We start from the raw sequence: 25,449 nt of genomic DNA on the forward strand, positions 1-25,449 counted from the left end.
TGGCCGAGTCCTTCTCCCGCAACCCCGGCCAGTCCACCTTCTATCGCCTCGGCTTCTTTGTCGCCTACTACATGGATCGGCGCTATCGGGACGCGCTGGACGAGGCCCTGAAGATCGACCTGCCGGACAACCGGTTCACCCAGATCGCCCGCGCGGCCGCCTACGCCCAGCTCGGCCGGAGCGACGACGCCGCCGCCGCGATCAGACTGCTGCTCAAGGCCGACCCGGACTACGGCGACCGCGTCGTCCCCGACCTGCAGGCCCGCAACGTCGCGCCCGACATCATCCGCGCCCTCGTCGACGGCCTCCGCAAAGCCGGACTCAATATTCCGAAGACGGGAACCTAGCTGCTCGGGTGGTGTCGATCCTGCTCATCCCAGATGTGATCGGCTTTCCTCAGTTGGCGTTCATCTCGATGCAGGGGAAAGGTCACCATGGCCGTATCGCCACAGGATCTCCCGCGGATCACGCTGGCGGTTCTTTTCATTGCTGCGCTGATAGGGGCATGCCTCTGGATCCTTCGGCCCTTCCTGCCCGCGATGATCTGGGCGGCAATGCTGGTGATCGCGAGCTGGTCCCTCCTTCGCCGGGTGCAGGCTCGGCTGTGGAACAGTCGCGGGCTTGCCGTCACGGTCATGACGGTATCGATCCTGCTGGTGTTCGTGGTCCCGTTCTGGCTCGCGGTCGGCACGATCGTCCGGCATTCCGGGGAGATCGTGGCATGGGGCGTGTCGGTCACGTCGACGGAGTTCCCGCCGCCGCCCGTCTGGCTGGAGCGATTGCCATTGGTCGGCCCGGACGCAGCCCGAGCCTGGCGGAATGTCGGCGAGGCCGGCATTAACGAGCTTCTGGTCCACGTGAGGCCGTATTCCGGCCAGATCATGCAGTGGTTCCTCGATGCCGTGGGCGGCCTCGGGGGCGTCCTGTTGCAGTTTCTGCTCACGGTCGCGGTGGCGGCGATCATGTATGCGCGGGGCGAAGCCGCTGCCGCGATGGTCAAACGCTTCGGCCGCCGCCTGGCGGGCATACGTGGCGAACAGGCCGTCATCCTGGCCGGCCAAGCCATCCGTGGCGTCGCGCTCGGTGTGGTGGTCACGGCGTTGATTCAGTCCGCCATCGGCACCTTCGGGCTGGTCCTGGTGGGATTTCCGTTCGCGCCGGTGCTTTGCGCCGTGATGTTCATGCTGTGCATCGCCCAGATCGGGCCAGGGCTGGTTCTTGTGCCTGCGGTGATCTGGATGTTCGTCAGCGGCGACACGGGCTGGGCGACCGTGCTCCTGGCCGTAAGCCTGGTGGCCATGACGGTCGACAATTTCATCCGCCCCGTCCTGATCCGCCGCGGCGCCGACCTGCCGCTGCTCCTCATCCTGGCCGGCGTGATCGGGGGGCTGATCGCGTTCGGCCTCGTCGGCATCTTCCTGGGTCCGACGATCCTTGCCGTCGGCTACACCCTGCTGCGCGCCTGGATCGATGAGGTGGACGCGAGCAAGGAGGCAGTCGAGATCGAGTGACTCGGCAAGGAGGCCTGACGGCTCGGCCTCAGAAGCCGAGGAGGATGCCGGTGATCAGGTTGGCGTTCTCGAAGTCCTGGCCCTGGCGGAAGTTCTGCTTCTCGTAGATCACCTGGGCATAGGTGTTCAGGCCCGGGGCCAGCGTGTAGGTGAAGTTCGCGCCGACGATGTGGTTGTCCTTCAGGTCCTCGCCGCTGGTGTATTGCGAGTCGAGGCCATTGCCCCTGTCGGACCAGGTGTAGGCATAGGACAGCGACACCAGGTAGGACTCCCACTGATAGCTGATGTCGCCGATGACTGTGTCGACCGGCTTGTCGGACACGGCGATGCTCTCATTGTGGGTCCAGTTCACGCTGGCCCAGATGCCCTGGTAGCCGACCTGGCCGCCCAGCGTGTAGACATCGAGATCATTGCCGCGCGGGTTTGCGCCGGAGGCCGAGGTCTGGACGCCATGGCCATAGGCGGCCGTGGCCGCCGCCCGGACCGACCAGTCGCCGAACGTGTCCTGATAATTGATACCGGCCGTGACGACGTTCTCGTAATAGGTCTCGTCGTCGTCGAAAAGGTCGTTGCGGCCGCCATTGCCGGCATGGTCCGCCCCGCCGACCACCGGGGTGAAGTCGACGGCGAAGCTGAAGCCGCCGAAGGTCGGCGAGGTGTACTTGATCCGGGTGTCCTGGTTGGTCAGGCCGGCGAGATAGGTGGCGTTGATCGAATAGAAATTGCCGCCCCCGACCGGGAAGTCGCCGTCCAGCAGCTCGCCGAAATTGAGCCCGCCGCCGCCCATCTCGCTGACCAGATCGTCATGGACATAGACGTAGCCGATATCGTCGGCAACGGTCGGCGCGTCGCCGAAGGTCAGGGTGCCGAAGCCGCCCTGCACATAGGCGTAGACACGGGTTACGTCGACGTCGTCGCGGCGGTTGACCGAGTCGAGCCGGATGCGGCCGCCATATTCCAGGCCGGAATCGGTGACGTTCTTGATGTCGAAGATCAGCCGCGCGTTGGACTGGAAGTCGTAGTCCCGGCCGAAATCGCTGTCCTGGCTGTCGCTCAGCACCAAGGTCGACTGGAAGCCGATGAAGCCGCTGATCTTCAGTTGAAGACCCGAGGTCACATTCGTCTCGGCGGCCGAGGCCGGCATCGCGACCGCCAGCCCCGCAGCGGCGAGCGCCGCCCCACGCAGAAGAACCGTCTTCACCGTGCCCTCCTCCGCCCACCCATCCCGCTGGGACAAGACTATTGAAGCGGGTCGCGCAGGATCGGACAGGTCATGCAATGCCCGCCGCCACGCCCGCGACCGAGTTCGTCGCCTTCGATGGTGATGACCTCGATGCCGGCCTTGCGCAGCTTGGTGTTGGTGTACTGGTTGCGCTCATAGCCGACGACGACGCCCGGGGCGAGGGCGACGACGTTGTTGCCGTCGTCCCATTGCTCGCGCTCCTGCTCATAGCTGTCGCCACCCGTGGTGACGATGCGCAGACGCTGCAGCCCGAGCGCTTCGGCGGCCACGCCCGAGCCGTCCTCGGTCAGGAACGGGCGGTCCTCGACGTGATAATCGACGTCTTCCCCGTCGTCCCCCGGCCGCAGGCTGTAGCACCTGATCTGCTCGCACACCTCCAGGAAGACATTGGCGAAGTCGCGGTCACACAGGGTGAACACCGTGTCGAGGTGCATGGCGGCACGCGACTTCGGCATCTGGCAGGCGACGAGGCGGGTCGCCGCTCCGCCGGCGAACAGCGCCCGGGCAAGCTGCCCGACCGCCTGCGGCGTGGTGCGTTCGCCCATGCCGACGAAGACCACCCCGTTCCCGACCGGCATGACATCGCCGCCCTCGAGCGTCGACGGGCCGAAATCCTTGTCGGGATCGCCCCACCAGATCCTGAAATCGCCATCCTGGAACTCCGGATGGAACTTGTAGATCGCGGCGACGAGCAGCGTCTCCGGGCGGCGCGCCGGCCAGTACATCGGGTTCAGCGACGCCCCGCCATAGATCCAGCAGGAATTGTCTCGGGTGAACAGCGTGTTGGGCACTGGCGGGATGACGAAGTCGCTGCGACCGAGATAGCGGCCGAACATGCCGCGCGGTTCGAAGGGCAGCTCGAAGCGGGCGATGCCGCCGACGAGGTGCTCGGCGAGCTTGGCCGCCGGCAGTTCGTCAAGCCAGGCGCGCAGATCCTTCAGCATGCCGGAGCCCACGTGGTTGGCGGTGATGCGCCGGTCGAGCACCCACTCGCGCCCCTCCCTGCCCTCCAGGACGCGGGCGAGCAGGTCGTGGAATTCCAGCACCTCGACGCCGAACTCGCGAATCTTGTTGCAGAAGTTGAAGTGCTCCTTCTGGGCTTCCTGGACCCAGAGCACGTCGTCGAACAGGAGCTCCCGGCAATTGCCGGGGGTCAGCCGCTTGTGGGCGAGGCCCGGCCGGCAGACCATGACGGTCCTCAGCACGCCGGCCTCGGAATGAACACCAAACTGCCTCATGATCATGATGACGCCCCCTGGGCCGCGGTGGCCGCATACTGGATGCCGCCCTCTTCGAGGGTGACGGTGGTGCCGGCGGTGCCTGCGATCATTGCGGACAGGTCCTTCAGCGACCCGATGCAGGCCCGCTTGCCGGTTGCCCTAGCGAAGCGGCAGGCCGCCTCGACCTTCGGCCCCATGGAACCGGCGGGGAAGGACAGGGCGGCGAGCGCGTCCGGCGGGGCCCGCCGGATCGCCCGCGCCTCGGGCGTGCCCCAGTCGACATAGATGGCGTCCACGTCGGTGAGGATGGCGAGCAGATCGGCTTCGAGCTCGCGCGCCAGCAACGCCGTGGCGAGGTCCTTGTCGATCACGCATTCGACGCCGACGAGATGTCGCTGTTTGCCCGGCTCGTACATGGTCGGGATGCCGCCGCCACCCGCCGCGATCACCACCGTGTTCTGGTCGAGCAGCCAGCGGATCGGACGCAGCTCGAAGATGCGCTTCGGAATCGGCGACGGCACAACGCGCCGGAAGGAGTCGCCGTCCGCCTTGAAGGTCCAGCCCTTCTCCGCGGCGATGCGGTCCGCATCCTCCCTGGTGTAGATAGGCCCGATGAATTTGGTCGGGTTGTTGAATGCCGGGTCGGCCGGGTCGACCTCGACCATGGTGAGCAGCGTGGCCAGCGGACGCTCGAACGGCAGCAGGTTGCCCAGCTCCTGCTCGATCATGTAGCCGATCATCCCCTCCGTCTCGGCACCGAGAACGTCGAAGGGATAGGTTTCGACCTTGGTGTAGGCCGCACCCTGCAGCGCCAGCAGGCCCACCTGAGGCCCGTTGCCGTGGCTGACGACAAGCTGGTGCTCCATCGCGATCGGGGCCAGCGCGCGGGCGGCGATGACGACGTTCTCGCGCTGGTTCTCGGCGGTGAGCGCTTGGCCGCGCCGCAGCAGCGCGTTGCCCCCGAGGGCCGTGACGATGAGCATGGCATCACTCCCCAAGCGTCGCGACCAGCAGCGCCTTGATGGTGTGCAGCCGGTTCTCGGCCTGCTCAAAGGCGACGTTGGCCTCGCTCTCGAAGACCTCGTCGGTCACCTCGAGCCCGTCACGGATGCCGAACTTGTCCGCGATGTCCTTGCCCACCGTGGTCTCGGTATCGTGAAAGGCCGGCAGGCAATGCATGAACCGCACGCGCGGATTGCCGCTCGCCTTCATCAGCGCGGCGTTGACCTGGAACGGTGTCAGCAGCTCGATGCGCTCGGCCCACACCTCCTTGGCCTCGCCCATCGAGACCCAGACATCGGTGTGGATGAAGTCGACATCCTTCACCGCAGCGACCGGATCGTCGGTGATCGTGAGCTTCGCGCCGTAGCGCTTCTCGAGGTCGCGGGCGATCGAGACGAATTCGTCGGACGGCCACAGCTTGCGCGGGCCGGCAATGCGCACGTCCATGCCCATGAGGCAGCCGGCGATCATCAGCGAATGGCCCATATTCGAGCGGGTGTCGCCGACATAGGCATATTTGATGTCGTGGACCGGCCGGTCGGAGTGCTCGCGCATCGTCATCACGTCGGCGAGCATCTGGGTCGGGTGGTATTCGTCAGTCAGGCCGTTGTAGACCGGGACGCCGGCATGTTTGGCCAGTTGCTCGACGCCCGCCTGCGAGGCGCCACGATACTCTATGGCATCGAACATGCGCCCGAGCACGCGCGCCGTGTCCTTGAAGGATTCCTTGTGGCCGATCTGCGAGCCGGCCGGGTCGAGATACGTCACATGCGCGCCCTGGTCGTGGCAGGCCACCTCGAAGGCACAGCGCGTGCGCGTGCTGGTCTTCTCGAAGATCAGCACGATCTCTTTCCCTTTCAGGTGCTCCTGCTCCGTGCCGGAATACTTCGCGCGCTTGAGGTCGCGTGCGAGGTCCAGGAGGTATTGGAACTCGCGCTGCGTGTAGTCCTGCACTGTGAGGAGGGAACGGTTGCGGAGGTTGAACGACATCAGTGCGTCTCCTCGAAAGTCGGGCCGGCGGCTCCGGCCGGCCCAAGTTGCTCTGCCCTGCGCGGGGCGAGGGTGTGGCGCTTGATCCAGACGAAGACCGGCAGCCCGCTGACCAGCAGCAGGAAGCCCCAGAACACGACCTCCGCCCCAGCGCCGTAGATCGCGCCGAGCGAGAACAGGAAGGCGATCGTCGCGAGCACGATCAGGCCGCCGATGCGGTCCGGCGGGCGATAGCGGGTCGGGTCGGTGGCGTAGAGGACAAGCTCGGCCAGAGCGCAGAAGATGTACGGGACGAGGCTGGTCAGCGTGGCCAGGAGGATGATGAAGGTGAACTGATCGACCAGATCGCGGGAAAGGCTCATGGCGATCAGCGCGCTGGACAGCAGGCTGGAGACGATGAGCGCGTTCACCGGCGACCCCGAGGGCGAGCTCTCGCCGAGAAAGGCCGGGAAGGTCCCGTCGCGAGCGGCACCGAAGGGCACTTGGCCGGCGAGCAGAGTAAAGCCGTTCAGGGTGCCGAAGGTCGAGACGATGGCGCCCGCCGCGATGACGAATCCGCCGACGGCCCCCCACAGCCGCTCCGCCACAAGCGCAAGCGGCGCCGTCGAGCCGCCGAGCTCCGACAGCGGCACCGCGCCGAAGGCGACGATGGTGACGAGAATGTAGAGCGCGGCCGCCAGGCTGGTTCCGAGCATGGTGGCGAGCGGAATGGTCCGGCCGGGATTGTCGACCTCGCCGGCCGGCACGGTTGCCGATTCCAGGCCCAGGAACGCCCAGAGCGTCAGCGCCGAGCAGGCGGCGATCGCGGCGAGCGGGTCCATGCCGCTCGGGTTGAGCGGGGTGAACCGGGACGGTACGACGGCCGCGAGGCCGACGAGCACGAGTGCGAGCAGCGGCAGCAGCTTGAGCACCGTGGTGGCGACCTGGACGATGCCGGCGGTGCCGACGCCGCGAATGTTCACCAGGGTCAACGTCCACAGCGCCGCCAGCGCCACCGCTAGCCCCGTCGCGCCATGCGCGGCGGCAGGCACGAAATGGCCGAGATAGCCGGTGAAGGCGACGGCGACGCCGGCATTTCCCGCCCACAGCGCAATCCAGTATCCCCAGGCGATGAGGAAGCCGGCGAATTCGCCGAAGCCGGCGCGTGTATAGGCGTAGGGTCCCCCCGTCCTCGGCACGAGGCGGGCGAGACGCCCGAAGACGATGGCGAGCGCCATGGCTCCGATCGCCGTGACGATCCATCCGAGGAGCGCCATCGGCCCATAGGCTGCCAGCGACGCGGGCAGGAGAAAGACGCCCGAGCCGATCATGTTGCCCACCACCAGCGCGGTGCAGGCGGCGAGGCCCAGCCTTTTGTTGGCGGAACTGCTGCTGGCCATGGTGTCGCGCCTCACAGCGGGCTGATGGTGCCGGTGGCGATCAGATAGAAGGCGATGATGGCGAGGCCGACAATCGCGAGGGCGATGATGCGGTCGCTGCCGCCGAAGGGCCTCACGCCACGCTGGCGGCAGGCGATGGCGTAGACGACGAGCCCCGGCACGAACAGCAGCGATGCCATGAGCAGGTATTCGAGGCCGGCTGCATAGACGAGCCACACCCCGTAAACAGTGGCGACCAGGCCGATGATGAGAGCGCGCCGGCGCTGCCGGTCATCGCCCTCATAGGTCTCGCCCCTCAGCGCCAGCTTCAGCGCATAGGCGCCGGAGAACACATAGGGCGGCAGGATCGCCACCGAGGCGATGAAGTAGAAGAAGTTGTAGGCGTCCTTGGAGAAATAGGTCAGCACCAGGAACGCCTGCACGGCGAGATTCGTCGTCCACAGTGAGTTGACGGGCGTGGCGTTCGCATTTTCCTTCGCGAACCATCGCGGGAAGGTACCGTCCTTCCCGCAGGTATAGGGAATTTCGGCGCAGAGCAGCGTCCAGCTGAGGAAGGCGCCGCCGACCGAGACCACGAGCCCGATATTGATCAACGCCGCACCCCAGGGGCCGACGACATGGGCCAGCACGCCGGCCATGGAGGGCACCTTCTGCCCGGCGAGTTCGGGCTGGCTCATGATGCCCGTGGCCAGGAGCGAGACGAGAACATAGACGGTGAGAGCGCCAACGAAGCCGATCACCGTCGCTCGCCCAACGTCGCGCCGATCGGCTGCGCGGCCGGAATAGACGCTCGCCCCCTCGATGCCGATGAACACCCAGAGCGTCACCAGCATGGTGCTCTTCACCTGTTCGAGGAGGCTGCCGAGCCCGGCGCCCCCCTCCGCCGTCGCCTGGCCCATGCCGCGGAAGGCGGCAAGGAAGAGATCGAAGTTGAAAGCGACGACGCCGATGACGACGAACACCAGCAGCGGCACCAGCTTGGCGATCGTGGTGACGACGTTGACGAACGCCGCCTCCTTCACGCCCTTCAGCACGAGCGCGTGGATCGCCCACAGCTCCAGCGAGGCGCCGATGATGGAGATGATGTTGTTGCCGTCGCCGAAGACGGGGGCGAAATAGGACAGCGCCGAGAAGATGGCCACCGCATAGGCGACGTTGCCGAGGAAGGCGCTGATCCAATAGCCCCAGGCGCTGTTGAAGCCGATGAAGTCGCCGAAGCCGGCCTTGGCGTAGGCGTAGGGGCCGGCGTTCAGCTGGGGCTTGCGCAGCGCCAGCCCCTGGTAGACGAAGGCGAGGGCCAGCATGCCGATGCCGGTGATCAGCCAGCCGATCACGATCGCGGCCGGCGAGGCCGCGCGCGACATGTCGCTCGGCAGGTTGAAGACGCCGCCGCCGATCATCGAGCCGACGACAAGGGCGATCAGCGGGACCAGCGTGAGCTTGCCCGCGGCCGGCGCGGAGGAGGACGAGACATGGTCGAGGGTGACGTGTGCCGTGGTGTTGGCCATTTCGATGCCCCCGTTCGGTACCGGCCTGTCGAGCGGCCGGGGTCGTGGCCCGTGTCTCGGGTCGCCACCCTGAGCGAAGCGCAGCACATCAGCGGCAGGGCAATGGATGAAGTATTTTACCGTAGGTTACGGGGATGCGCGTTCATCCCTAACGTCAGTCACATCGAATTTATTGCAGAATGATGTCGAGTCGTTTGTAGCCGCCAGGACTTCGACAGCCATTCGCGCGCGATCTCGCCCGAATTTGCGCTATGTCAAAAAGCTGAGAATTCGTCTCGCCTATACTCCAGCAGGAGCGGACTGACGAAGTCCATCGCTGCAGGGGAATGCCCGGACCGCCCTTACCGCCGTCGCGACCCCGCTGATGGTGGCGATATCCGTCCGGCCCGGCAAGCTCGGCGGTCGGGGCTGGCCCTCCTCGCTGGACACGCCCGTTTCGACGGGCGCGTTCCGTCAAGCAACGGTCAGATGGTGTGGCCGCTGTGGCAGCCGACCAGCCCGGCACCGGGACCGCGGCCGAGCCTTCGTCGCGCGGTGCGCAGCCGAGGCAGGATTGCCGTGATCAGGAGGTGACATGATCGCAATCCTCGCGGCCGTGGGCTCGCTGATCCTGGCCATCAGCCTGATCCAGTTGGCCAATGGCTACATGGGCACGTTGATCGGCATCCGTCTCAGCGCCGGGGACGTCGAGCCGGCCGTCATCGGTGTCGTCACCTCGGCTTACTTCGCGGGCTATGTGACCGGCGCCCTTGTCTGCCATCGCCTGATCCAGCGGGCAGGCCATATCCGCGCCTTCGCCGCCTTCGCCGCACTGGTCGTGGGCTCCGTTCTTGGACATGCCCTGTACTTCCATCCGGTGCCCTGGGCCGTGCTGCGCGCGCTCACCGGCTTCGGCTGTGCCGGCCTCTTCGTCGCCACCGAGAGCTGGCTGACCGCCAAGGCGACCAGCGCCAACCGCGGAACCGTCTTCGCAATCTACATGGTGGCGACCTATGCGACCTTCGCGGGCAGCCAGTTCGCCCTCAATCTCGCATCCCCCGGCGAGTTCACGCTGTTTGCCCTCGCAGCGATCCTGATCTGTGCCGCTCTCGTCATCGTTGCCACGACGCGTGCCGAGCAGCCGGTGATCACCCCCGGCGGCCGGCTCCGGGCCGGTGAGCTCGTGACCGCGGCGCCGGTCGCTGTCGCCGGCTGCTTCGCGGCCGGCCTCATCACCGGCTCGTTCTACGCTCTCGTGCCGGTTTACGGACAATCCAGCGCGTATTCGCTGCTGCAGATCTCGTCTTACATGGCGCTCGCCATCTTCGGCGGCCTCGTCCTGCAGATTCCCATCGCCCGGCTGTCGGACCGCTTCGACCGCCGCCTCGTGGCCGGGCTCGCGGCCTTCGCCTTCGCGGCCGTTGCGCAGTTGATCGCGCCTGGTCCGCACACCTACTGGTTCTATCTCTGCTGGCTGCTTCTCGGCGGCTTCATGTCGGTCATCTATCCTGTCTGCGTGGCGCACGCGAACGACCGCATGGCCGCGGAGCATGCCGTTCCCGTCAGCGGCCGGCTCATCGTGATCTCCGGCGCCGGCTCCATCCTGGGGCCGCTGCTGGGCTCCGGTGTGATGTCGGCTTTCGGTATAGGTGGGCTTTTCGACTACATGGCCGCGGCGGCGGCGCTGTTCGCCGTGTTTGCGCTGAGCAGGACCGTCCGGGTGCGGTCGCCGCCATACAAGAGCCGCCGGCCTTTTCTACTGGTCCCCGGCATCTTTGCGCATGATCTCCCGCGGGCCTCGGCGGAGGCACGGACCGGCATCTCCGTTGCTGCCGGCGAACGGCGGCCGAGGATTGGCGGCTAGATGGATACCGGCGAGAACGGTGGTGGCCAGCCCACGCCTTCCCGTGCATCAGTTCCTCATCCTCGACTTTCGGTCCATGCCCAGGTTCCATCGTTGAATGCGTGGACATCCTCGGAGATCCGCTGGTCCGGGTTGGCGAGTTCACCTGACTGGTCCAGTCGGTAATAGGTCCGATCGGCGAGATAGAGGGTGATCGCCCGCCGGGTCACGAATTCGCGCCAGAGCAGCGCCAGGCGCTCCTGGGCAAACCGGGCGATGACCGAGACCACGGTGGAGGCGGCGAACACGCCGATATAGAACAGCGCTTGCCGTATGAACTCGGCTCTGTCGCGATCTGCGATGGCTGTCATGAAGTGCCGGCCGACGAAGCTGTTGGCGACGTTCAGCCCATTGACCGCGCACAGCAGGGCGACGAGTCCAGCAATAATCAGTTTAGCCTTCCAGCCGACCTCAGAGCCGAAGAAATTCCTGACCGCACGGTGAAACCGTGCGGCAATCGCCTTGAATCGAACCTTCTCCTGGTCCATTCCGGCCCTCCGGCAAGCTCAATGAGCCGCGCACCCCGAGTCCGCAGGCTCGCGCGGTGCGGCGAAGTTGCGCCATGGAACAGGTTGGCCTGCAGCGCATCCCTCCATTCTGCCGACACCAACACGCGGGTACCGAGACAAGCAGCTTATTGCGCCCACGCGCAGACGATTTTGCGCCAGAGCAAAGTCGTCATCTCCCCTGCGGTCTATCCTTCGACCGGTTCGTCACCGCCGGTGGCCAACCACAGGGATGGAGGCGTCCAGACAGGGGTTCGGACAATGGCTGATGATCTGCAGGCGACCGCGGGGATGCTGGTCGCCGATGGGAAGGGGATTCTCGCGGCCGACGAGACCGTCCCCACCTTGACCAGGCGGTTCGACACGCTGGGGATCGAATCCACGGAGCAGAGCCGGCGCAGCTATCGCGAGATGCTGTTCGCTGCAGAAGGCCTTGCCGAGTTCATCAGCGGGGTCATTCTCCAGGACGAGACGATCCGCCAGACGAGCGGCGACGGGGCGCCGTTCTCCGAGTTTCTCGTGACGCGGGGCATCATTCCAGGCATCAAGGTCGATACCGGCGCCAAGGCGCTGGCCGGTTCCCAGGACGAACACGTCACCGAGGGGCTCGATGGGCTGAGGGATCGCCTGTCCGAGTATCGCAGCATGGGCGCCCGCTTCGCGAAATGGCGGGCGGTCATCCGCATCTCCGACGCCTTTCCCAGCCATGCATGCGTCAGCGCCAATGCACATGCGCTCGGACGGTACGCGGCGCTCTGCCAGGAGCAAGAGCTGGTGCCGATCGTCGAGCCGGAGGTGCTGATGACCGGGGCGCATACCGCCCAGCGCTGCGAGGAGGTCACCGGCACGGTTCTCCGGGCGGTGTTCCAGGCCCTGGCAGAGCAGGGCGTTTCGCTGGAATCCATGCTGCTCAAGCCCAGCATGGTGATTGCGGGCAGCGAGTGCAGCCATCGATCCTCGGCGCAGGATGTGGCGACCGCCACGCTGCGCTGCTTGCGGCGGCACGTTCCGGCGGCCGTGCCCGGCATCGTTTTCCTGTCGGGCGGACAGGAGGACCGGGCGGCAACCGCCCATCTGAACGCCATCAACCTGCAGCCCGGACCCAAACCCTGGAAAATCAGCTTCTCCTACGGACGCGCTCTCCAGGATCCGGCGCTGGAGGCATGGCACGGCCGCAGGGAGAATCTGGAAGCAGGAAAGCGGGCGCTCTACCACCGCGCGCGCTGCAACAGCGCTGCCAGCCTCGGCACCTACACCGACGCGATGGAAGCCGGTCCGGCGAGATCCGCCACCCCGGGCCATCGTCACCATTGGCACGACGACTGACCCTGCGAGGCCCGGCGCGCTTCGACAGGCGAGCAGCCGCGTGAGGCATTCGGTTCGGAGAGACCGGTACAGGACAGGAGAAGTTCATGGCGAACGCACTGTCGGAGAAGGAACGTTCCCTGATCGATGCCTATTGGCGAGCTGCCAATTACCTCTCGGTCGGGCAGATTTATCTCTACGACAACCCGCTGCTGAAGAAGCCCCTGAGCAAGGAGCATATAAAGCCACGGCTCCTCGGCCACTGGGGCACGACGCCGGGTCTGAACTTCATCTACGCCCACCTGAACCGACTGATCCGGAAGCACGACCTGGACGTGATCTATATCACCGGTCCAGGTCACGGCGGCCCCGGCCTGGTGGCGAACGCTTATCTCGAGGGGACCTACAGCGAGGTCTACCCGAACATTTCCGCCGACGAGGCGGGCATGAAGCGCCTCTTCACCCAGTTCTCGTTTCCCGGCGGCATTCCCAGCCATGTGGCGCCGGAAACCCCCGGGTCGATGCATGAGGGCGGCGAGTTGGGCTATGCCGTCTCGCACGCCTACGGCGCCGCGTTCGACAACCCCGACCTGATCGTCGCCTGCGTCGTCGGCGACGGCGAAGCGGAGACCGGGCCTCTGGCGACCAGCTGGCACTCGAACAAGTTCCTCAATCCGGTCACCGACGGGGTGGTGCTGCCGATCCTGCATCTCAACGGCTACAAGATCGCGAACCCCACCGTGCTGGCCCGGATCAGCCACGAGGAGCTGGACCACCTCTTCCGCGGGTACGGATACACGCCCCATTTCGTCGAGGGTCATGACCCCGACGCGATGCACGAGCTCATGGCCGCGACCCTGGACACCATCATTGGCGAGATCCAGCGCATCAAATCCGACGCGCGGGAGAACGGCTTCAGGGAGCGTCCCCGCTGGCCGATGATCGTGCTGCGCACGCCCAAGGGGTGGACCTGTCCGAAGGAGATCGACGGCAAGCGCACCGAGGACTACTGGCGCTCTCACCAGGTCCCGATGGGCGAGATGCACGAGAATCCTAGTCATGTGCACATCCTCGAAGAGTGGATGAAAAGCTATCGGCCCGAGGAGCTGTTCGAGGATGGCGGGCGGCTGCGCGCCGAGCTGGCCGAGCTTGCCCCCAAGGGCACCCGCCGCATGAGCGCCAACCCGCACACCAATGGCGGCCTGGTGCTTCGGGATCTGAGGCTTCCGGATTTCGCCGAGTATGCGGTCGACGTGCCGTCACCCGGCGCCGCCACCGCGGAGTCCACCCGGGTCATGGGGCGCTTTCTCCGCGACGTGATGAAGCTGAACATGGAGGCACGGAACTTCCGGCTCTTCAGCCCCGACGAGAACAACTCGAACCGCTGGCAGGATGCGCTCGAGGTCACCAACCGCGCCTGGGTGGCGGACACCCATCCGTGGGACGACCATCTCGCCCCGGACGGGCGGGTGATGGAGATGCTCAGCGAGCATCAGTGCCAGGGCTGGCTTGAAGGCTACCTGCTGACCGGCCGGCACGGTTTCTTCTCATGCTACGAGGCGTTCATCCACATCATCGATTCGATGTTCAACCAGCACGCCAAGTGGCTGAAGGTCTGCAACCACATCCCCTGGCGGCGCCCCCTCTCCTCGCTCAACTACCTGCTGTCCAGCCATGTGTGGCGGCAGGATCACAACGGCTTCAGCCACCAGGACCCCGGCTTCATCGACCATGTCGTCAACAAGAAGGCGGAGGTCGTCCGCGTCTACCTGCCGCCCGACGCCAACTGCCTTCTGTCGGTGACCGATCACTGCCTGCGCAGCCGCAACTACGTCAACGTCGTCGTGGCCGGCAAGCAGCCGGCTCCCCAGTGGCTGACGATGGACGAGGCGATCAGGCACTGCGCAGCAGGGCTGGGGATCTGGGAATGGGCCAGCAGCGATCACGGCAGCGAGCCCGACGTGGTGATGGCCTGCTGTGGTGACGTGCCCACCCTGGAGACGCTTGCCGCCGTCGATCTGCTTCGGACCCATGCTCCCGAGCTGAAGGTCCGCGTCATCAACGTCGTCAACCTCATGAAGCTGCAACCGGCGAGCGAGCACCCGCACGGCCTGCCGGACCGCGACTTCGATGCGCTGTTCACGACGGACAAGCCGATCATCTTCGCGTTCCACGGCTATCCCTGGCTCATCCACCGGCTGACCTATCGGCGGAACGGCCACGGCAATCTTCATGTGCGCGGCTACAAGGAGGAAGGCACCACCAGCACGCCGTTCGACATGTGCGTGATGAACGAGCTCGACCGGTTCCATCTGGTCGGCGATGTGATCGACCGCGTGCCGGGACTCAGCGCGCGGGCCGCGTACGCCAAGCAGGCGATCCGCGACAAGCTCATCGAGCACAAGCAGTATATCGGCCGGCATGGCGACGACATGCCCGAGATCACCGGCTGGTCGTGGGGACGGACGAAGGCTGCCGAAGGCGCGCGTTCGACGGAGGCCGACAACGTCTGAACCGGGAGGCGGTCGTGAACACGTTCGTCATCAGGCATGGGGAAACCGCGTGGAGCCTGAGCGGACAGCATACGGGCACGACGGACATCCCCTTGACCGACAACGGGCGGCAGTCGGCCGAGCGACTGCGGTCCGTGCTGGCCGGGGAGGTGTTTGCGCTCGTTCTCGTGAGCCCGATGCGGCGGGCCCGGGAGACTTGCGAGCTGGCAGGGATCGGCCGCCAGGCCGTCATCGACCCCGACCTGATGGAGTGGAACTACGGCGAGTATGAAGGGCTGACTCCTGAGCAGATCCGGGCCAAGGCGCCGGGCTGGCTAATCTTTCGGGACGGCTGCCCTGGTGGCGAGGCCCCGGCGCAGGTGGGCGCCAGGGTGGACCGGGTGATCGCCCGGTCCCGTGCGATGGAAGGCGACGTCGCGCTCTTCGCCCACGGGCACGTGCTGCGGGTGCTGGCGGCCCGCTGGCTCGGTCTGCCGCCGGAGGCCGGACAGCATTTTCTCCTCGGCACGGGGACACTCAGCGTGCTCGGCGAGTATCGCGGCGTGCCCGCCGTGCGGGTCTGGAATGGTCCTCTCGGGGCCTGACTGCTGCCGATCACACCCGATGCCGTGCAGGACGAGAGCCAGGGATCCGGACCGGGCGACATCCGCGTCGCGGGGAGGAACGAGGCCATGGGCAGCGACGGAAAGGCCAAGCTGGCGACGCCAGGCGCACCGGCGGCCGACCAAGACAGGATCATCGAGCAGTACGGATGCGGTCCGATCCGGCTGACCGGTACGGGGGACGCCCTCTACGAACGGCACCTCCTGTTCGACAGCCTCGTCGATCCTGCGGGGGTGGGACCACGAGAGCGCTATGAGGCGATCGCCCGGTCCGTGCGGGACGTCCTCTCGCAGCGGTGGCTGCGGACGGAGCAGACCTATGATCGCGAGAATCCGAAGCGGATCTACTATCTTTCGATGGAGTTCCTGATCGGGCGCTCCCTGTCCAACAACATCACGAACCTTCTGCTCGGTTCGATGGCGCAGCGGGCGATCGTGGAGAAGGGGATCGACTGGCTGGCCACGCTCGAGCAGGAACCCGACGCCGGGCTGGGAAACGGCGGGCTGGGCCGGCTGGCGGCGTGTTTCCTGGACTCGATGGCCACGCTGCAGCTGCCGGCGATGGGGTACGGGCTGCGGTACGAGTACGGGATCTTCAGGCAGGCCATCCGTGATGGCTGGCAGCAGGAGCAGCCGGACAATTGGCTCAGGCGGCCCGATCCATGGGAGGTCGCCCGGCCGCAGGAGCAGGTTGAGGTTAAGCTCAGCTGCTCCTTCGAAGTGCGCGGCGGTACCCTCGCCGTCGTCACGGGCCGGCCGTCAACCCTTCTCGGCATCCCCTTCGACCGCCCGGTGGTCGGCTATGGCGGCAAGACGATCAACACGCTACGGCTCTGGGCCGCGGCCACGCCCAACGTCTTCGACTTTCAGGCGTTCAGCGCCGGCGATTTCGTCGGCGCGCTGGCCGAGCGCCTCACTGCCGAATCCCTGACGCGCGTCCTCTATCCCGATGACTCCACGAGCCTCGGACAAGGGCTGCGATTCGTGCAGGAGTATTTCCTCGTCAGCTGTTCCCTGGCCGATCTGATGCGGCGCTTCCGCCGGAGCAACTCCGATTGGAATGCGCTGCCCGCCAAGATCGCCATCCAACTCAATGACACGCACCCCGCCCTTGCGGTTCCCGAGCTGATGCGGATCCTGCTGGACGAAGCGCAGCTCGGCTGGGACCTGGCCTGGAGCCTGACCCGGCGGACGCTGGCCTACACCAACCACACGCTCCTGCCCGAGGCACTGGAGAGGTGGCCGCTGCGGTGGTTCGAGCTGCTGCTGCCGCGCCACCTGGAGATCATCTACAAGATCAATAGCTTCCTCCTCGCCGAGGTGCGCGCCCGGTTTTCGGGAAACGAAGGGCGCGTCCAGCGCGTGAGCCTCGTCGAGGAGGGCAGCGAGCGCAAGATCCGGATGGCCAACCTCGCGATCGTCGGCTCGCACAGCACCAACGGTGTCGCCGCCATTCATTCCGACCTTCTGCGCACGGTGACCGTCAGGGACCTGGCGGAGACGTTCCCGGAGCGCTTCAGCAACAAGACCAACGGCGTGACACCGCGGCGCTGGCTTCTGCTCGCCAATCCGGGCCTTGCCGGCAGCATCACGGACGCCATCGGCAACGGTTGGATCACGGATTTGTCCCAGCTGGCGAAGCTCAAGCCCTTGGCCGAAGACCAGGGGTTCCGCAGCGCTATCTGCAATGCGAAGCGTGACGCCAAATCGCGATTTGCCGAATGGCTCAAATCGACATCCGGCGTCGCCGTCGACCCGGACTCGATCTTCGACAGCCAGGTCAAGCGGATCCATGAATACAAGCGGCAGCTCCTGAACGCGCTGCGCGTGGTCGTGCTCTACAATCGCCTCCGGCAAAACCCGGATCTCGAAATGGCACCGCGAACATTCTTCTTCGCGGGCAAGGCGGCGCCAGCCTACCAACTGGCCAAGCTCATCATCAAATTCCTTAACAACCTGGCCGCGACCATCGACGCCCATCCGGCTGTGCGCGGCCGTCTCAAGGTCGTGTTCCTGCCCGAATACAGTGTGTCCCTGGCCGAGCGGCTCATCCCCGCCACCGACGTCTCGAACCAGATCTCGACGGCCGGCTACGAGGCGAGCGGGACGAGCAACATGAAGTTCATGATGAACGGCGCGCTGACGATCGGGACGCGCGACGGCGCGACGATCGAGATGGCCGAGGCGGCCGGCGAGGAGAACTTCTTTCTGTTCGGGCTGACGGCGGAACAGGTATCCGGCAGCCGCGGCTGGTACAGCCCGCGTTGGCACTATGACAACGAGCCGGAAACCCGTGCAGCGCTGGACCTGATCGTCCAGGATCATTTCAGCGGTCAGGACCTGGGCATCTTCGAGCCGCTGCGCGAGACCCTTCTGACCCACGGGGACCACTACATGCACCTGGCGGATCTCACGGCCTATCTCAAGGCGGACCGGAGGCTGCTCGAGCTGTACGCCGATCCCGAGAGCTGGGCGCGCAAGGTCATCATGAATGTAGCCAGCTCCGGAGCGTTCTCCAGCGACCGCACGATCGCCGAATACGCAACCGAGATCTGGGACGCGAAGCCATGCCCCGTTCCGTAGGTGGGGCAAGCGTCCCGGCGATCATCCGGCAGATACGATGGCGAGGCCAGCGATCCCGCAACCGGCTGAGCTGAGCCGACGCCGGGCCCGAACCGGTTCGGACGAAAGACGGATGCTTGGGCCCGCCGAAGCCGACGGAGCACACCATGACGACGCTCGAAATCGAGCGAGGGGCGACGCGGCGGGACGTCCGCGAGGATGTCGCGCAGGGAAGCAGCTCCCCTCTCGGGGCGACATGCTGCCGCCGGGGCGTGAACTTCAGCGTCTTCTCCAAGCACGCGACCGGGCTGGAACTGCTCCTCTTCGACCGTGTCGACGATGCGATGCCCGAACGGGTGATCCGCCTCGATCCCGTCGGGAATCGTACCTACCACTACTGGCACGCGTTCATCTCCGGGCTGAAGGCAGGCCAGATCTACGGCTATCGGGTCGAAGGGCCATTCGATCCGGCAAATGGCATGCGCTTCGATCCCACCAAGATCCTGCTCGACCCCTATGGCCGTGGGGTCGCCGTTCCGGACTGCTACGACCGTATCGCCGCCAGCGAGCCCGGCGACAATGTCGTGACGGCGATGAAGAGCGTGGTGGTCGATCCATCCGCCTATGATTGGGAAGGCGATGCGCCCCTGCGGCAGCTATCCGCGCGGACCATCGTCTACGAGATGCATGTGCGCGGTTTCACCCGTCATCCCAGTTCCGGCGTCGCCGAGGCAACCCGCGGCACATATGCCGGCGTGATCGAGAAGATCCCGTATCTCCAGCAGCTGGGAATCACCGCGGTGGAACTGTTGCCGGTGTTCCAGTTCGACGCGCAGGCTTGCCCGCCGGGGAAGGTCAACTACTGGGGCTATGCGCCGGTCTCCTTTTTCGCGCCGCACCAGGCATACAGCTCGCGTCGGGATCCGCTCGGGGCGGTGGACGAGTTCCGCGACATGGTGAAGGCGCTGCACCGCGCTGGGATCGAGGTCATCCTCGACGTCGTGTTCAATCACACGGCGGAAGGCGACTCCTCCGGGCCGACCTTGTGCTTCCGCGGGCTGGACAACCCCACATACTACATCCTTGAGGACGACCGGTCGCGATACGCGAACTACACCGGCTGCGGAAACACCCTCAATGCCAACCATCCGATCGTCCGCCGGATGATCGTGGACAGCCTGCGGTACTGGGTCGAGGAGATGCATGTCGACGGCTTCCGGTTCGACCTCGCATCGATTCTGGCGCGCGACCCGTCGGGTCGGCCGATCCCGAGCCCGCCGGTCCTGTGGGACATCGAGTCCGACCCGGCGCTCGCCGGCACGAAGCTCATTGCCGAGGCCTGGGACGCGGCCGGCCTCTATCAGGTGGGCAGCTTCATCGGAGACAGCTGGAAGGAGTGGAACGGAAAGTTCCGCGATGACGTCCGATCCTTCTTCCGGGGCGAGCCAGGCACTGTGGCGCGGGTAGCGGACCGGCTGGTGGGCAGCCCGGAGATCTACGGTCACGAGGAACGGGAGGCCGAGCAGAGCGTCAATTTCGTGACGTGCCACGACGGCTTCACGCTCAACGATCTCGTCTCCTACGACGGCAAGCACAATGAGGCGAACGGAGAGGGCAATCGCGACGGAACGGACGACAACCGCAGCTGGAATTGCGGCATTGAAGGGCCGACCGACGACCCTGCCGTCGAGCAGCTGAGGAACCGGCAGGTGAAGAACTTCCTGACCGTCACGATGCTGTCGATCGGCATGCCGATGATCCTCATGGGCGATGAGGCCCGGCGAAGCCAATCCGGCAACAACAACGCCTACTGCCAGGACAACGAGACCAGCTGGTTCGACTGGGCGCTGGTCGGGAAGCACGCGGACGTGCATCGGTTCGTGTCCCTGCTCAATGCAAGGCGCGTGCTGCGGGATGCGGAGCATGAGCGCCACCGCGTGAGCCTGACCCAGCTGATCCGGCAGGCGGACAAGACCTGGCATGGAGTGAGGGTCGGAAGGCCGGACTGGGGCGAGCATTCGCACAGCCTCGCCTTCGAGGCGGTGCTCCCACGCGAAGGACTTCACGTGTACCTGATCCTCAACGCATATTGGGAGCCGTTGGACTTCGAGCTGCCGCCCGCGGGCGATGGCGGTGCAGGCTCATGGGGCAGATGGATCGACACCTCGCTCGCGTCGCCGCATGACATCGTTCCATGGCAGGCGGCGCCTCCCGTGTCCGATCGCAGCTATCGAGCGGCCGCGCGCTCAGTTGTCGTCCTGTTTGAAGAGACCATGCGTGGGCAGGCGTCCACCAGGGCGCCCTGAGCGCGCGGCTCTGTTCGACCTGTGCTACGTCAAAGAGCTCGCTTGGATTACAGATTCCTCGCGCTGGAGCTCGACTCGTCGGGGGAGCCGAGCAAGGCGCGTGCATGGCGGGCAATCATGAAGTTCTCGTCGGTCGGGATCACGTAAGCGGCGACACGGCTTCCGGCGGTGCTGATGCGCGGTCCGTGCCGCCGATTGGCTGCTTCGTCCAGCTCCAGCCCCAGCCAGCGGCAGGCCAGGCAGATCGCTGCGCGGACCGGCACGGCGTTCTCTCCCACACCAGCCGTGAAGACGATCCCGTCCAGCCCGCCGAGCGCGGCGGCCAGCGAGCCGATATGACCCGCGACGCGATAGCAGAAGACATCCACGGCGAAGCGTGAACGCGGGCTCTCGCTCGCCAGCAGGTCGCGAAAATCCGACGAGAGGCCGGACAGCCCGAGCATGCCGGATCGCTTGTAGAGGAGGTCCGCCACATCCTCGACCGCCATGCCCTTCTGCTGGATCAGGTGCAGCACCACGCCGGGGTCGAGGTCGCCGCAGCGGGTCCCCATCGGCACCCCGTCCAGGGCGGTGAAGCCCATGGTCGACGCCACGGATTTGCGGGCGCGAAAACCGCATAGGGAGCAGCCGTTGCCAAGATGCGCCACCACGACCTTGCCGTCAGCAATCTCGGGAGCCCGGTCTGGCAGCACGGAGGCGATGTACTCGTAGGAGAGGCCGTGGAAGCCGTAACGGCGAATTCCTTCGTCGTAGAGTGCATGCGGCAGGGCGAAGGCCTGCGCCACCTCCGGCATGCTGCGGTGGAAGGCGGTGTCGAAGCAGGCCACCTGCGGCAGGTCCGGGCGGAGCGCAAGGGCGGTGCGGATCGGCGCGATGTTGTGTGGCTCGTGCAGCGGCGCGAGCGGGATCAGGGACTCAAGCTCGGCCAGCAGGGCCGGCGTCACCCGCTGGGGCCGGGAGTATCGCAGTCCGCCGTGCACGACGCGATGGCCCAACGCCGCCAGCCTTCGGTCGGCGAGTTTCTGCTTTGCCCACTCGATGAGACCAGGCAGCGCCTCCGCCGGACCGGTCACCGGCGTGTGACCGAGATCGGGCGGATCGAGCGCTGCGCCGTCTGCCCCTGTCGCCCTGGCCGAGGGCCGGACACCAACCCCGTCCACCTGGCCGGAGAGAATTGGCTGATCGCTCTCGTAGAATGTGAACTTCAGCGAGGACGAGCCGGCGTTGATCACACCGATGAGGGCCGGCTCGGTTCCCTTGCCGATGTTCCTGTGATGGCGTCGCTTATATGCATGGCTCATGTCGCTCGGCCTCAACCTGGAACGCGGCGGCTGCCGCCGGTACCGACCGGTCTTTCCACTCATCGCGCGCCAAGGCTCTGCTGGTCCGTAGCGCCGTCGTGTACGGGTATGGCCAGCGCGATCGGCTAGAGGTCTGAACGGGGATGCAGCGCGCCGGGCTCATTGGCCACGTCCACGGGTATTCCACAGCGAGCATCGGTGTCGAGGTGCAGGGTGCACAGGGTTGAGCGATGGCGGTCGCGGGGGTCGTCTTGCCGGCTCCAGGTGGACCCGAGATCACTGCTTTCTTCAGCACGGTTTCTGAGCTCCCCACCTGGCTGAACGCCTCGGTCCGCGGCTTCACGGGACGAACCTCCAATTCCGGACGCGCAGCTCACGTGCCCGGCTATCGACCAACGGAGAGTCGACGTCTCGAGCCAGCAACCGATAGACCTCAAAGACGGCTCGACACCGCACGAGCGCCGAATCGTCCTCGCGGAGCCGGATGCTCTGCTTGGCCAGTTCCTTTATCGAGTTCGGACGAGCGCTCCCGAATGTCGGATCTATCGGCTCATGAGCGTTCCGTTCGTCTATGCTTTGGAACACGCGGCGGACGTTTTCCTCGCATGCTTCAAAGCGATGGAAGCAGGTGCCGAAGCGGCGGTTGATCCGGTCGATGACAGCGCCGAAGTCAGTCGTTACGTCGTCGAAGGTAGCGGCCACAAAGTGCCTCCTGTACGGCAGGCACTTCTCATAGAAGCCGGCATAACCCTGCAGCACGTGTCGGGGATTCAAGAACGGATACTTGACCACCAGCGAGCGCACCGCGTCCTCGGGACGCCGGGCGAGAATACAGGCCGGCACGTGGTAGCGCGCCGCGCGAATGATCTGTGCCGCCACATGGATATGGTCGGCGATTTTCACCGGCCCCGGCTGCGCCAGTTTGAAAGCACAAACTGCGAAGGTATTACCCGAGCGTGGAAAGCCCTCGATCACGAGGTCGGTATCACGAGTCACGGCCGGACCGGTATCCACTTCACCCAGCAGTCGGTGAAGCGGGAAGAACAGCGACGGATATGCACCCGTCGCGTAATGAATGACGCCCGCATAATGCTTGATCCGTGCGACGGGAGAGCCTCGGTGGATCGAACATTCCAAATGATGATCATTCATGAAGGCGCCTCCGTATTCGCAGCGCAATATTGCAATAAAACTTCTGGCCGATTCGTGTAGCTCGGCTTGTCGAGCGCAAAACGATTGCATATGCGCATGCGGCACGGTTCGGCGGCGGCCGTCACGAAGCAGTCCGCTCGTGCAACCGGTTCCTGCGGCATCCAGCAGTGCTGACGTGCAATCGGGCGAGCGCGAACGTCGTTCGCCGCGCGGCCCGATGCCGTGGTCAGGTCAGTGGAGATATGCGTTGACCTTCCCCGGCCCGCCGAACCGGACCAAAGCGGCAGCCCGGCTATTGCGCTGGCGTTACCGATGCGATCTCGGCCTCGGCAAAGGAGATCTGCACCATGTCTCCCACCTTCAGCTCGTACAGCATCTGCTGAAGCTTCGGCCGCTTGACGAAGACCGTGCGGATGCCTCCCGCCGGTCCGACAAGCATGATCTTGTGCTCTGCGGCGTTGAGCCCCACGACCTGGGCTGTGATGCTGGTGATCCGCGATGCCTGCCCGGCGGGAAGCTCCCCCTCCTCCGCCCGTGCGATCGTCGTGGTTTGCTTCGCCATCGGCACCGAACCGGCCGCCGCCTTGGTCACGTCGATAGCGACGGCTTCGTAGCGGCTGACATCGACACGGTCGCCGGGTTTGACCTGGGGAAGATTGACCACCTCCGGCGCGACATTGAAGGTCGCCACCCGGCCGTCGCTGTCCTTGAGCGTCACTGTCCGGTTCTCGATATCGACCGACTGCACCGTCGCCGTCATCGTCGTCAGCATGTTCTCGCCAGCCCCCATCTGGGCAGCGACAGGAGACATGGCGAACACGGCGAGCAGAGACGAACATGCGATGGCGCAGCTCAGCGTCCGCGCACAGGTCCACGATCCGTTCATGGCGACCTCCAGCGTGTTGTCGTCGAGATGATGGCCGAAACCGAAAACGAGCCTGCCGAAAATGAGGACCGCAGCAAGGTTGCGTGCGGGTAGCTTCGGGTAATTTGCCTGTCGCCGCTCCGAAACAGCACCCCACCAGAAAACGCGAGTGCCTGCCGCAGCGTCTCGCGACTGGCGTGTTCGTGGCCCGCCCGGTCGGGCACCCGATCCGGTCACGACCTGATCTTCTGCAGGACGGTCTCGATGTCGGCCTCCAGCTCCTTCACCAGCGTATGGTATTCGTCAATGATCTTGTCGTTGGTCGGACAGCGGGCCACGAGCCGCTCCAGCGTCTCGACCGCCAATTGATGATCCTCGCAAAGAGAGCGGAAGGTCTCGCTCTGCGCGGCCAGGCGGCCGATCAGCTGCGCCATCTCCGGAAACCTATCGATGGCTCTTTGCATCGCACCAGCAGCCCCGTCCCATGGCCGCAGCAACCGGGTCGGTCACATCACCACCGACCTCTATCCGGCTCTGGCAGTATCGAATCTGAAGCGGACAACCGGGAGTATTTTACGGTATAGTTTGCGCTGGTTCGCAGGGAGGCGGCCGCATCATGGAAGCGTCAGGCCAACGACGCTCCGGCGCGGCATTTGATGCCCAAAGCAACGAAGCCGAGCGGAGCGTTGCAGCTCAGCCCGGAACAGGATCATGGGTCCCGTGGAGCCGAACCGCAGCCGCGGGACTGTGTGTCTGCCGGGCAGGTGTATTTCGGAGGGCGGCAGGATGATGCCGGCCGCCGATCCGGCAGTGCCGCGGGGGGAGATCGTCCGCGGCGAGGTCGAGCGCATTCTGGCGAGCGCGAGCTTCAGCGCCTCCGATCGGAACCGGCGCTTTCTCCGCTACATCGTCGACGAGACGCTGGCCGGCCGGGCCGACCGCATCAAGGGCTACAGCGTCGGCGTCGCCGTCTTCGATCGCGATCCGAGCTTCGATCCTCAGCTCGACCCGGTCGTCCGCATCGAGGCCAGCCGGCTGCGCCGCTCCCTGGACTACTACTATGTCACCGACGGCAAGGACGACGAGATCTGCATCACCATACCCAAGGGCAGCTACGTTCCCGCCTTCACCACCAAGGATGCGACGACCCCGCCGGCCGACCATCCGCCGACGGCATCCCCGGGCCCGGCGCTCGACGCCGCGGTCCAGCTCGATGCCCCTGCGGCGAGCGCGCCCGAGATCCAGCCTCCCCCGCACCGGCCCGGCCTGTGGCTTGGCGTGTTCGGAACCGCGCTCCTGGCCGCGCTCCTGGCGCCCGGCCTGCTGTGGCGCATGGGCGCGATCCCGTGGCCGGCCGCCGAGACCGAGACGGCCAGGCCGCACGGGCCGGCCGTGGTCGTCACCCTGCTGCAGGAAGGCGACGCCGAGGCCATGCGCCTCCACCTCGGACCGGGCCTGACCCGTGAGATCATCGCCGCGCTCACCCGCTATCGCGAGCTCCAGGTCTTCGGCACCGACACCAGCCTCACCGCCACCGGCGAGAACCGCGTCGAGGCCCTGGCGCAACGATTGTCCGCCGACTATGTGCTGTCGGGAACCGTC

Annotated in this window: 19 protein-coding genes and 1 pseudogene; 9 read left to right on the top strand and 11 right to left on the bottom strand. The window is 65.9% G+C overall.

Annotated elements, in window-relative coordinates:
• Both G537_RS44370 and ydiK read left to right on the top strand, forming a co-directional pair.
• On the top strand, nt 1–347 hold a 347-nt coding region (locus tag G537_RS44370; protein ID WP_034853389.1), incomplete at its 5' end, for a hypothetical protein.
• A gap of 87 nt (nt 348–434) precedes the next feature.
• Nucleotides 435–1,511, top strand: a complete 1,077-nt coding sequence (gene ydiK, locus G537_RS0128735; RefSeq protein ID WP_026873012.1) for an AI-2E family transporter YdiK — start codon at nt 435–437, stop codon at nt 1,509–1,511.
• 28 nt (nt 1,512–1,539) lie between these two features.
• On the opposite strand, the gene G537_RS0128740 is transcribed toward ydiK, so the two are convergent.
• From G537_RS0128740 to arcD, 6 genes are read right to left on the bottom strand one after another with little or no spacing between them, the layout of a single operon-like run.
• The gene (locus G537_RS0128740; RefSeq protein ID WP_026873013.1) at nt 1,540–2,712 is read right to left on the bottom strand and encodes a porin; all 1,173 of its coding nucleotides are present in this window, start codon (nt 2,710–2,712) and stop codon (nt 1,540–1,542) included.
• Nucleotides 2,713–2,750: 38 nt separating this feature from the next.
• Complete coding sequence (locus G537_RS0128745; RefSeq protein WP_342665240.1) at nt 2,751–3,998, bottom strand: arginine deiminase; 1,248 nt, start codon at nt 3,996–3,998, stop codon at nt 2,751–2,753.
• Nucleotides 3,995–4,957: a carbamate kinase gene (gene arcC, locus G537_RS0128750; RefSeq protein WP_026873015.1), complete on the bottom strand. Its 963-nt coding sequence runs from the start codon at nt 4,955–4,957 to the stop codon at nt 3,995–3,997. Before arcC ends, G537_RS0128745 begins: the two co-directional genes overlap by 4 nt.
• A gap of 4 nt (nt 4,958–4,961) precedes the next feature.
• Entirely contained in the window at nt 4,962–5,966 is a 1,005-nt protein-coding gene (locus tag G537_RS0128755) for an ornithine carbamoyltransferase (protein WP_026873016.1), read from the bottom strand.
• Nucleotides 5,966–7,345, bottom strand: a complete 1,380-nt coding sequence (locus G537_RS40490) for an amino acid permease (RefSeq protein ID WP_064742234.1) — start codon at nt 7,343–7,345, stop codon at nt 5,966–5,968. The genes G537_RS0128755 and G537_RS40490 overlap by 1 nt, the downstream gene beginning before the upstream one ends.
• Before the next feature lie 11 nt (nt 7,346–7,356).
• Nucleotides 7,357–8,853, bottom strand: coding sequence for an arginine-ornithine antiporter (gene arcD, locus G537_RS0128765; protein ID WP_081689122.1), 1,497 nt, complete (start codon nt 8,851–8,853; stop codon nt 7,357–7,359).
• A 574-nt stretch (nt 8,854–9,427) separates the two neighbouring features.
• Between arcD and G537_RS40495 the strand changes: the two genes are divergently transcribed.
• Nucleotides 9,428–10,696 (top strand): MFS transporter, encoded by a 1,269-nt coding sequence (locus G537_RS40495; protein ID WP_051249265.1) that lies wholly within the window; start codon nt 9,428–9,430, stop codon nt 10,694–10,696.
• 56 nt (nt 10,697–10,752) lie between these two features.
• On the opposite strand, the gene G537_RS0128775 is transcribed toward G537_RS40495, so the two are convergent.
• Nucleotides 10,753–11,223 carry an ABC transporter family protein gene (locus G537_RS0128775; RefSeq protein WP_026873018.1) on the bottom strand — a complete coding sequence of 157 codons (471 nt, stop codon included), beginning with the start codon at nt 11,221–11,223 and terminating at the stop codon, nt 10,753–10,755.
• A gap of 279 nt (nt 11,224–11,502) precedes the next feature.
• Here G537_RS0128775 and G537_RS0128780 point away from each other — a divergent pair, with 279 nt between their 5' ends.
• The 5 genes from G537_RS0128780 to glgX all read left to right on the top strand — a co-directional run bounded on the left by G537_RS0128780 (nt 11,503) and on the right by glgX (nt 20,529).
• Nucleotides 11,503–12,567, top strand: a complete 1,065-nt coding sequence (locus G537_RS0128780; protein WP_026873019.1) for a class I fructose-bisphosphate aldolase — start codon at nt 11,503–11,505, stop codon at nt 12,565–12,567.
• 86 nt (nt 12,568–12,653) lie between these two features.
• The gene (locus tag G537_RS0128785) at nt 12,654–15,059 is read left to right on the top strand and encodes a phosphoketolase family protein (protein ID WP_026873020.1); all 2,406 of its coding nucleotides are present in this window, start codon (nt 12,654–12,656) and stop codon (nt 15,057–15,059) included.
• Nucleotides 15,060–15,073: 14 nt separating this feature from the next.
• A complete protein-coding gene (locus G537_RS0128790; protein WP_026873021.1) occupies nt 15,074–15,643 on the top strand; it encodes a histidine phosphatase family protein in 570 nt (189 codons plus the stop codon).
• Nucleotides 15,644–15,730: 87 nt separating this feature from the next.
• Nucleotides 15,731–18,244, top strand: a complete 2,514-nt coding sequence (locus G537_RS0128795; protein WP_026873022.1) for a glycogen/starch/alpha-glucan phosphorylase — start codon at nt 15,731–15,733, stop codon at nt 18,242–18,244.
• A 146-nt stretch (nt 18,245–18,390) separates the two neighbouring features.
• The gene (gene glgX, locus G537_RS40500) at nt 18,391–20,529 is read left to right on the top strand and encodes a glycogen debranching protein GlgX (protein WP_051249266.1); all 2,139 of its coding nucleotides are present in this window, start codon (nt 18,391–18,393) and stop codon (nt 20,527–20,529) included.
• Nucleotides 20,530–20,576: 47 nt separating this feature from the next.
• Here the strand turns inward: glgX and G537_RS0128805 are convergent, their stop codons facing one another.
• From G537_RS0128805 to G537_RS0128825, 4 genes are all read right to left on the bottom strand, one after another.
• Nucleotides 20,577–21,830: an acetate/propionate family kinase gene (locus tag G537_RS0128805; RefSeq protein WP_051249267.1), complete on the bottom strand. Its 1,254-nt coding sequence runs from the start codon at nt 21,828–21,830 to the stop codon at nt 20,577–20,579.
• A 339-nt stretch (nt 21,831–22,169) separates the two neighbouring features.
• Nucleotides 22,170–22,982 (bottom strand): Rossmann-fold NAD(P)-binding domain-containing protein, encoded by an 813-nt coding sequence (locus G537_RS0128810; protein WP_155888825.1) that lies wholly within the window; start codon nt 22,980–22,982, stop codon nt 22,170–22,172.
• Nucleotides 22,983–23,274: 292 nt separating this feature from the next.
• Nucleotides 23,275–24,084, bottom strand: a complete 810-nt coding sequence (locus tag G537_RS44015; RefSeq protein WP_155888826.1) for a hypothetical protein — start codon at nt 24,082–24,084, stop codon at nt 23,275–23,277.
• Nucleotides 24,081–24,281 carry a hypothetical protein gene (locus G537_RS0128825; RefSeq protein WP_026873026.1) on the bottom strand — a complete coding sequence of 67 codons (201 nt, stop codon included), beginning with the start codon at nt 24,279–24,281 and terminating at the stop codon, nt 24,081–24,083. The genes G537_RS44015 and G537_RS0128825 overlap by 4 nt, the downstream gene beginning before the upstream one ends.
• A 352-nt stretch (nt 24,282–24,633) precedes the next feature.
• Between G537_RS0128825 and G537_RS40505 the strand changes: the two are divergent.
• Nucleotides 24,634–25,449, top strand: a pseudogene (locus tag G537_RS40505) (hypothetical protein); the annotation flags it as partial.

The organism is Inquilinus limosus DSM 16000 (assembly GCF_000423185.1).
GTDB lineage: Bacteria > Pseudomonadota > Alphaproteobacteria > DSM-16000 > Inquilinaceae > Inquilinus > Inquilinus limosus.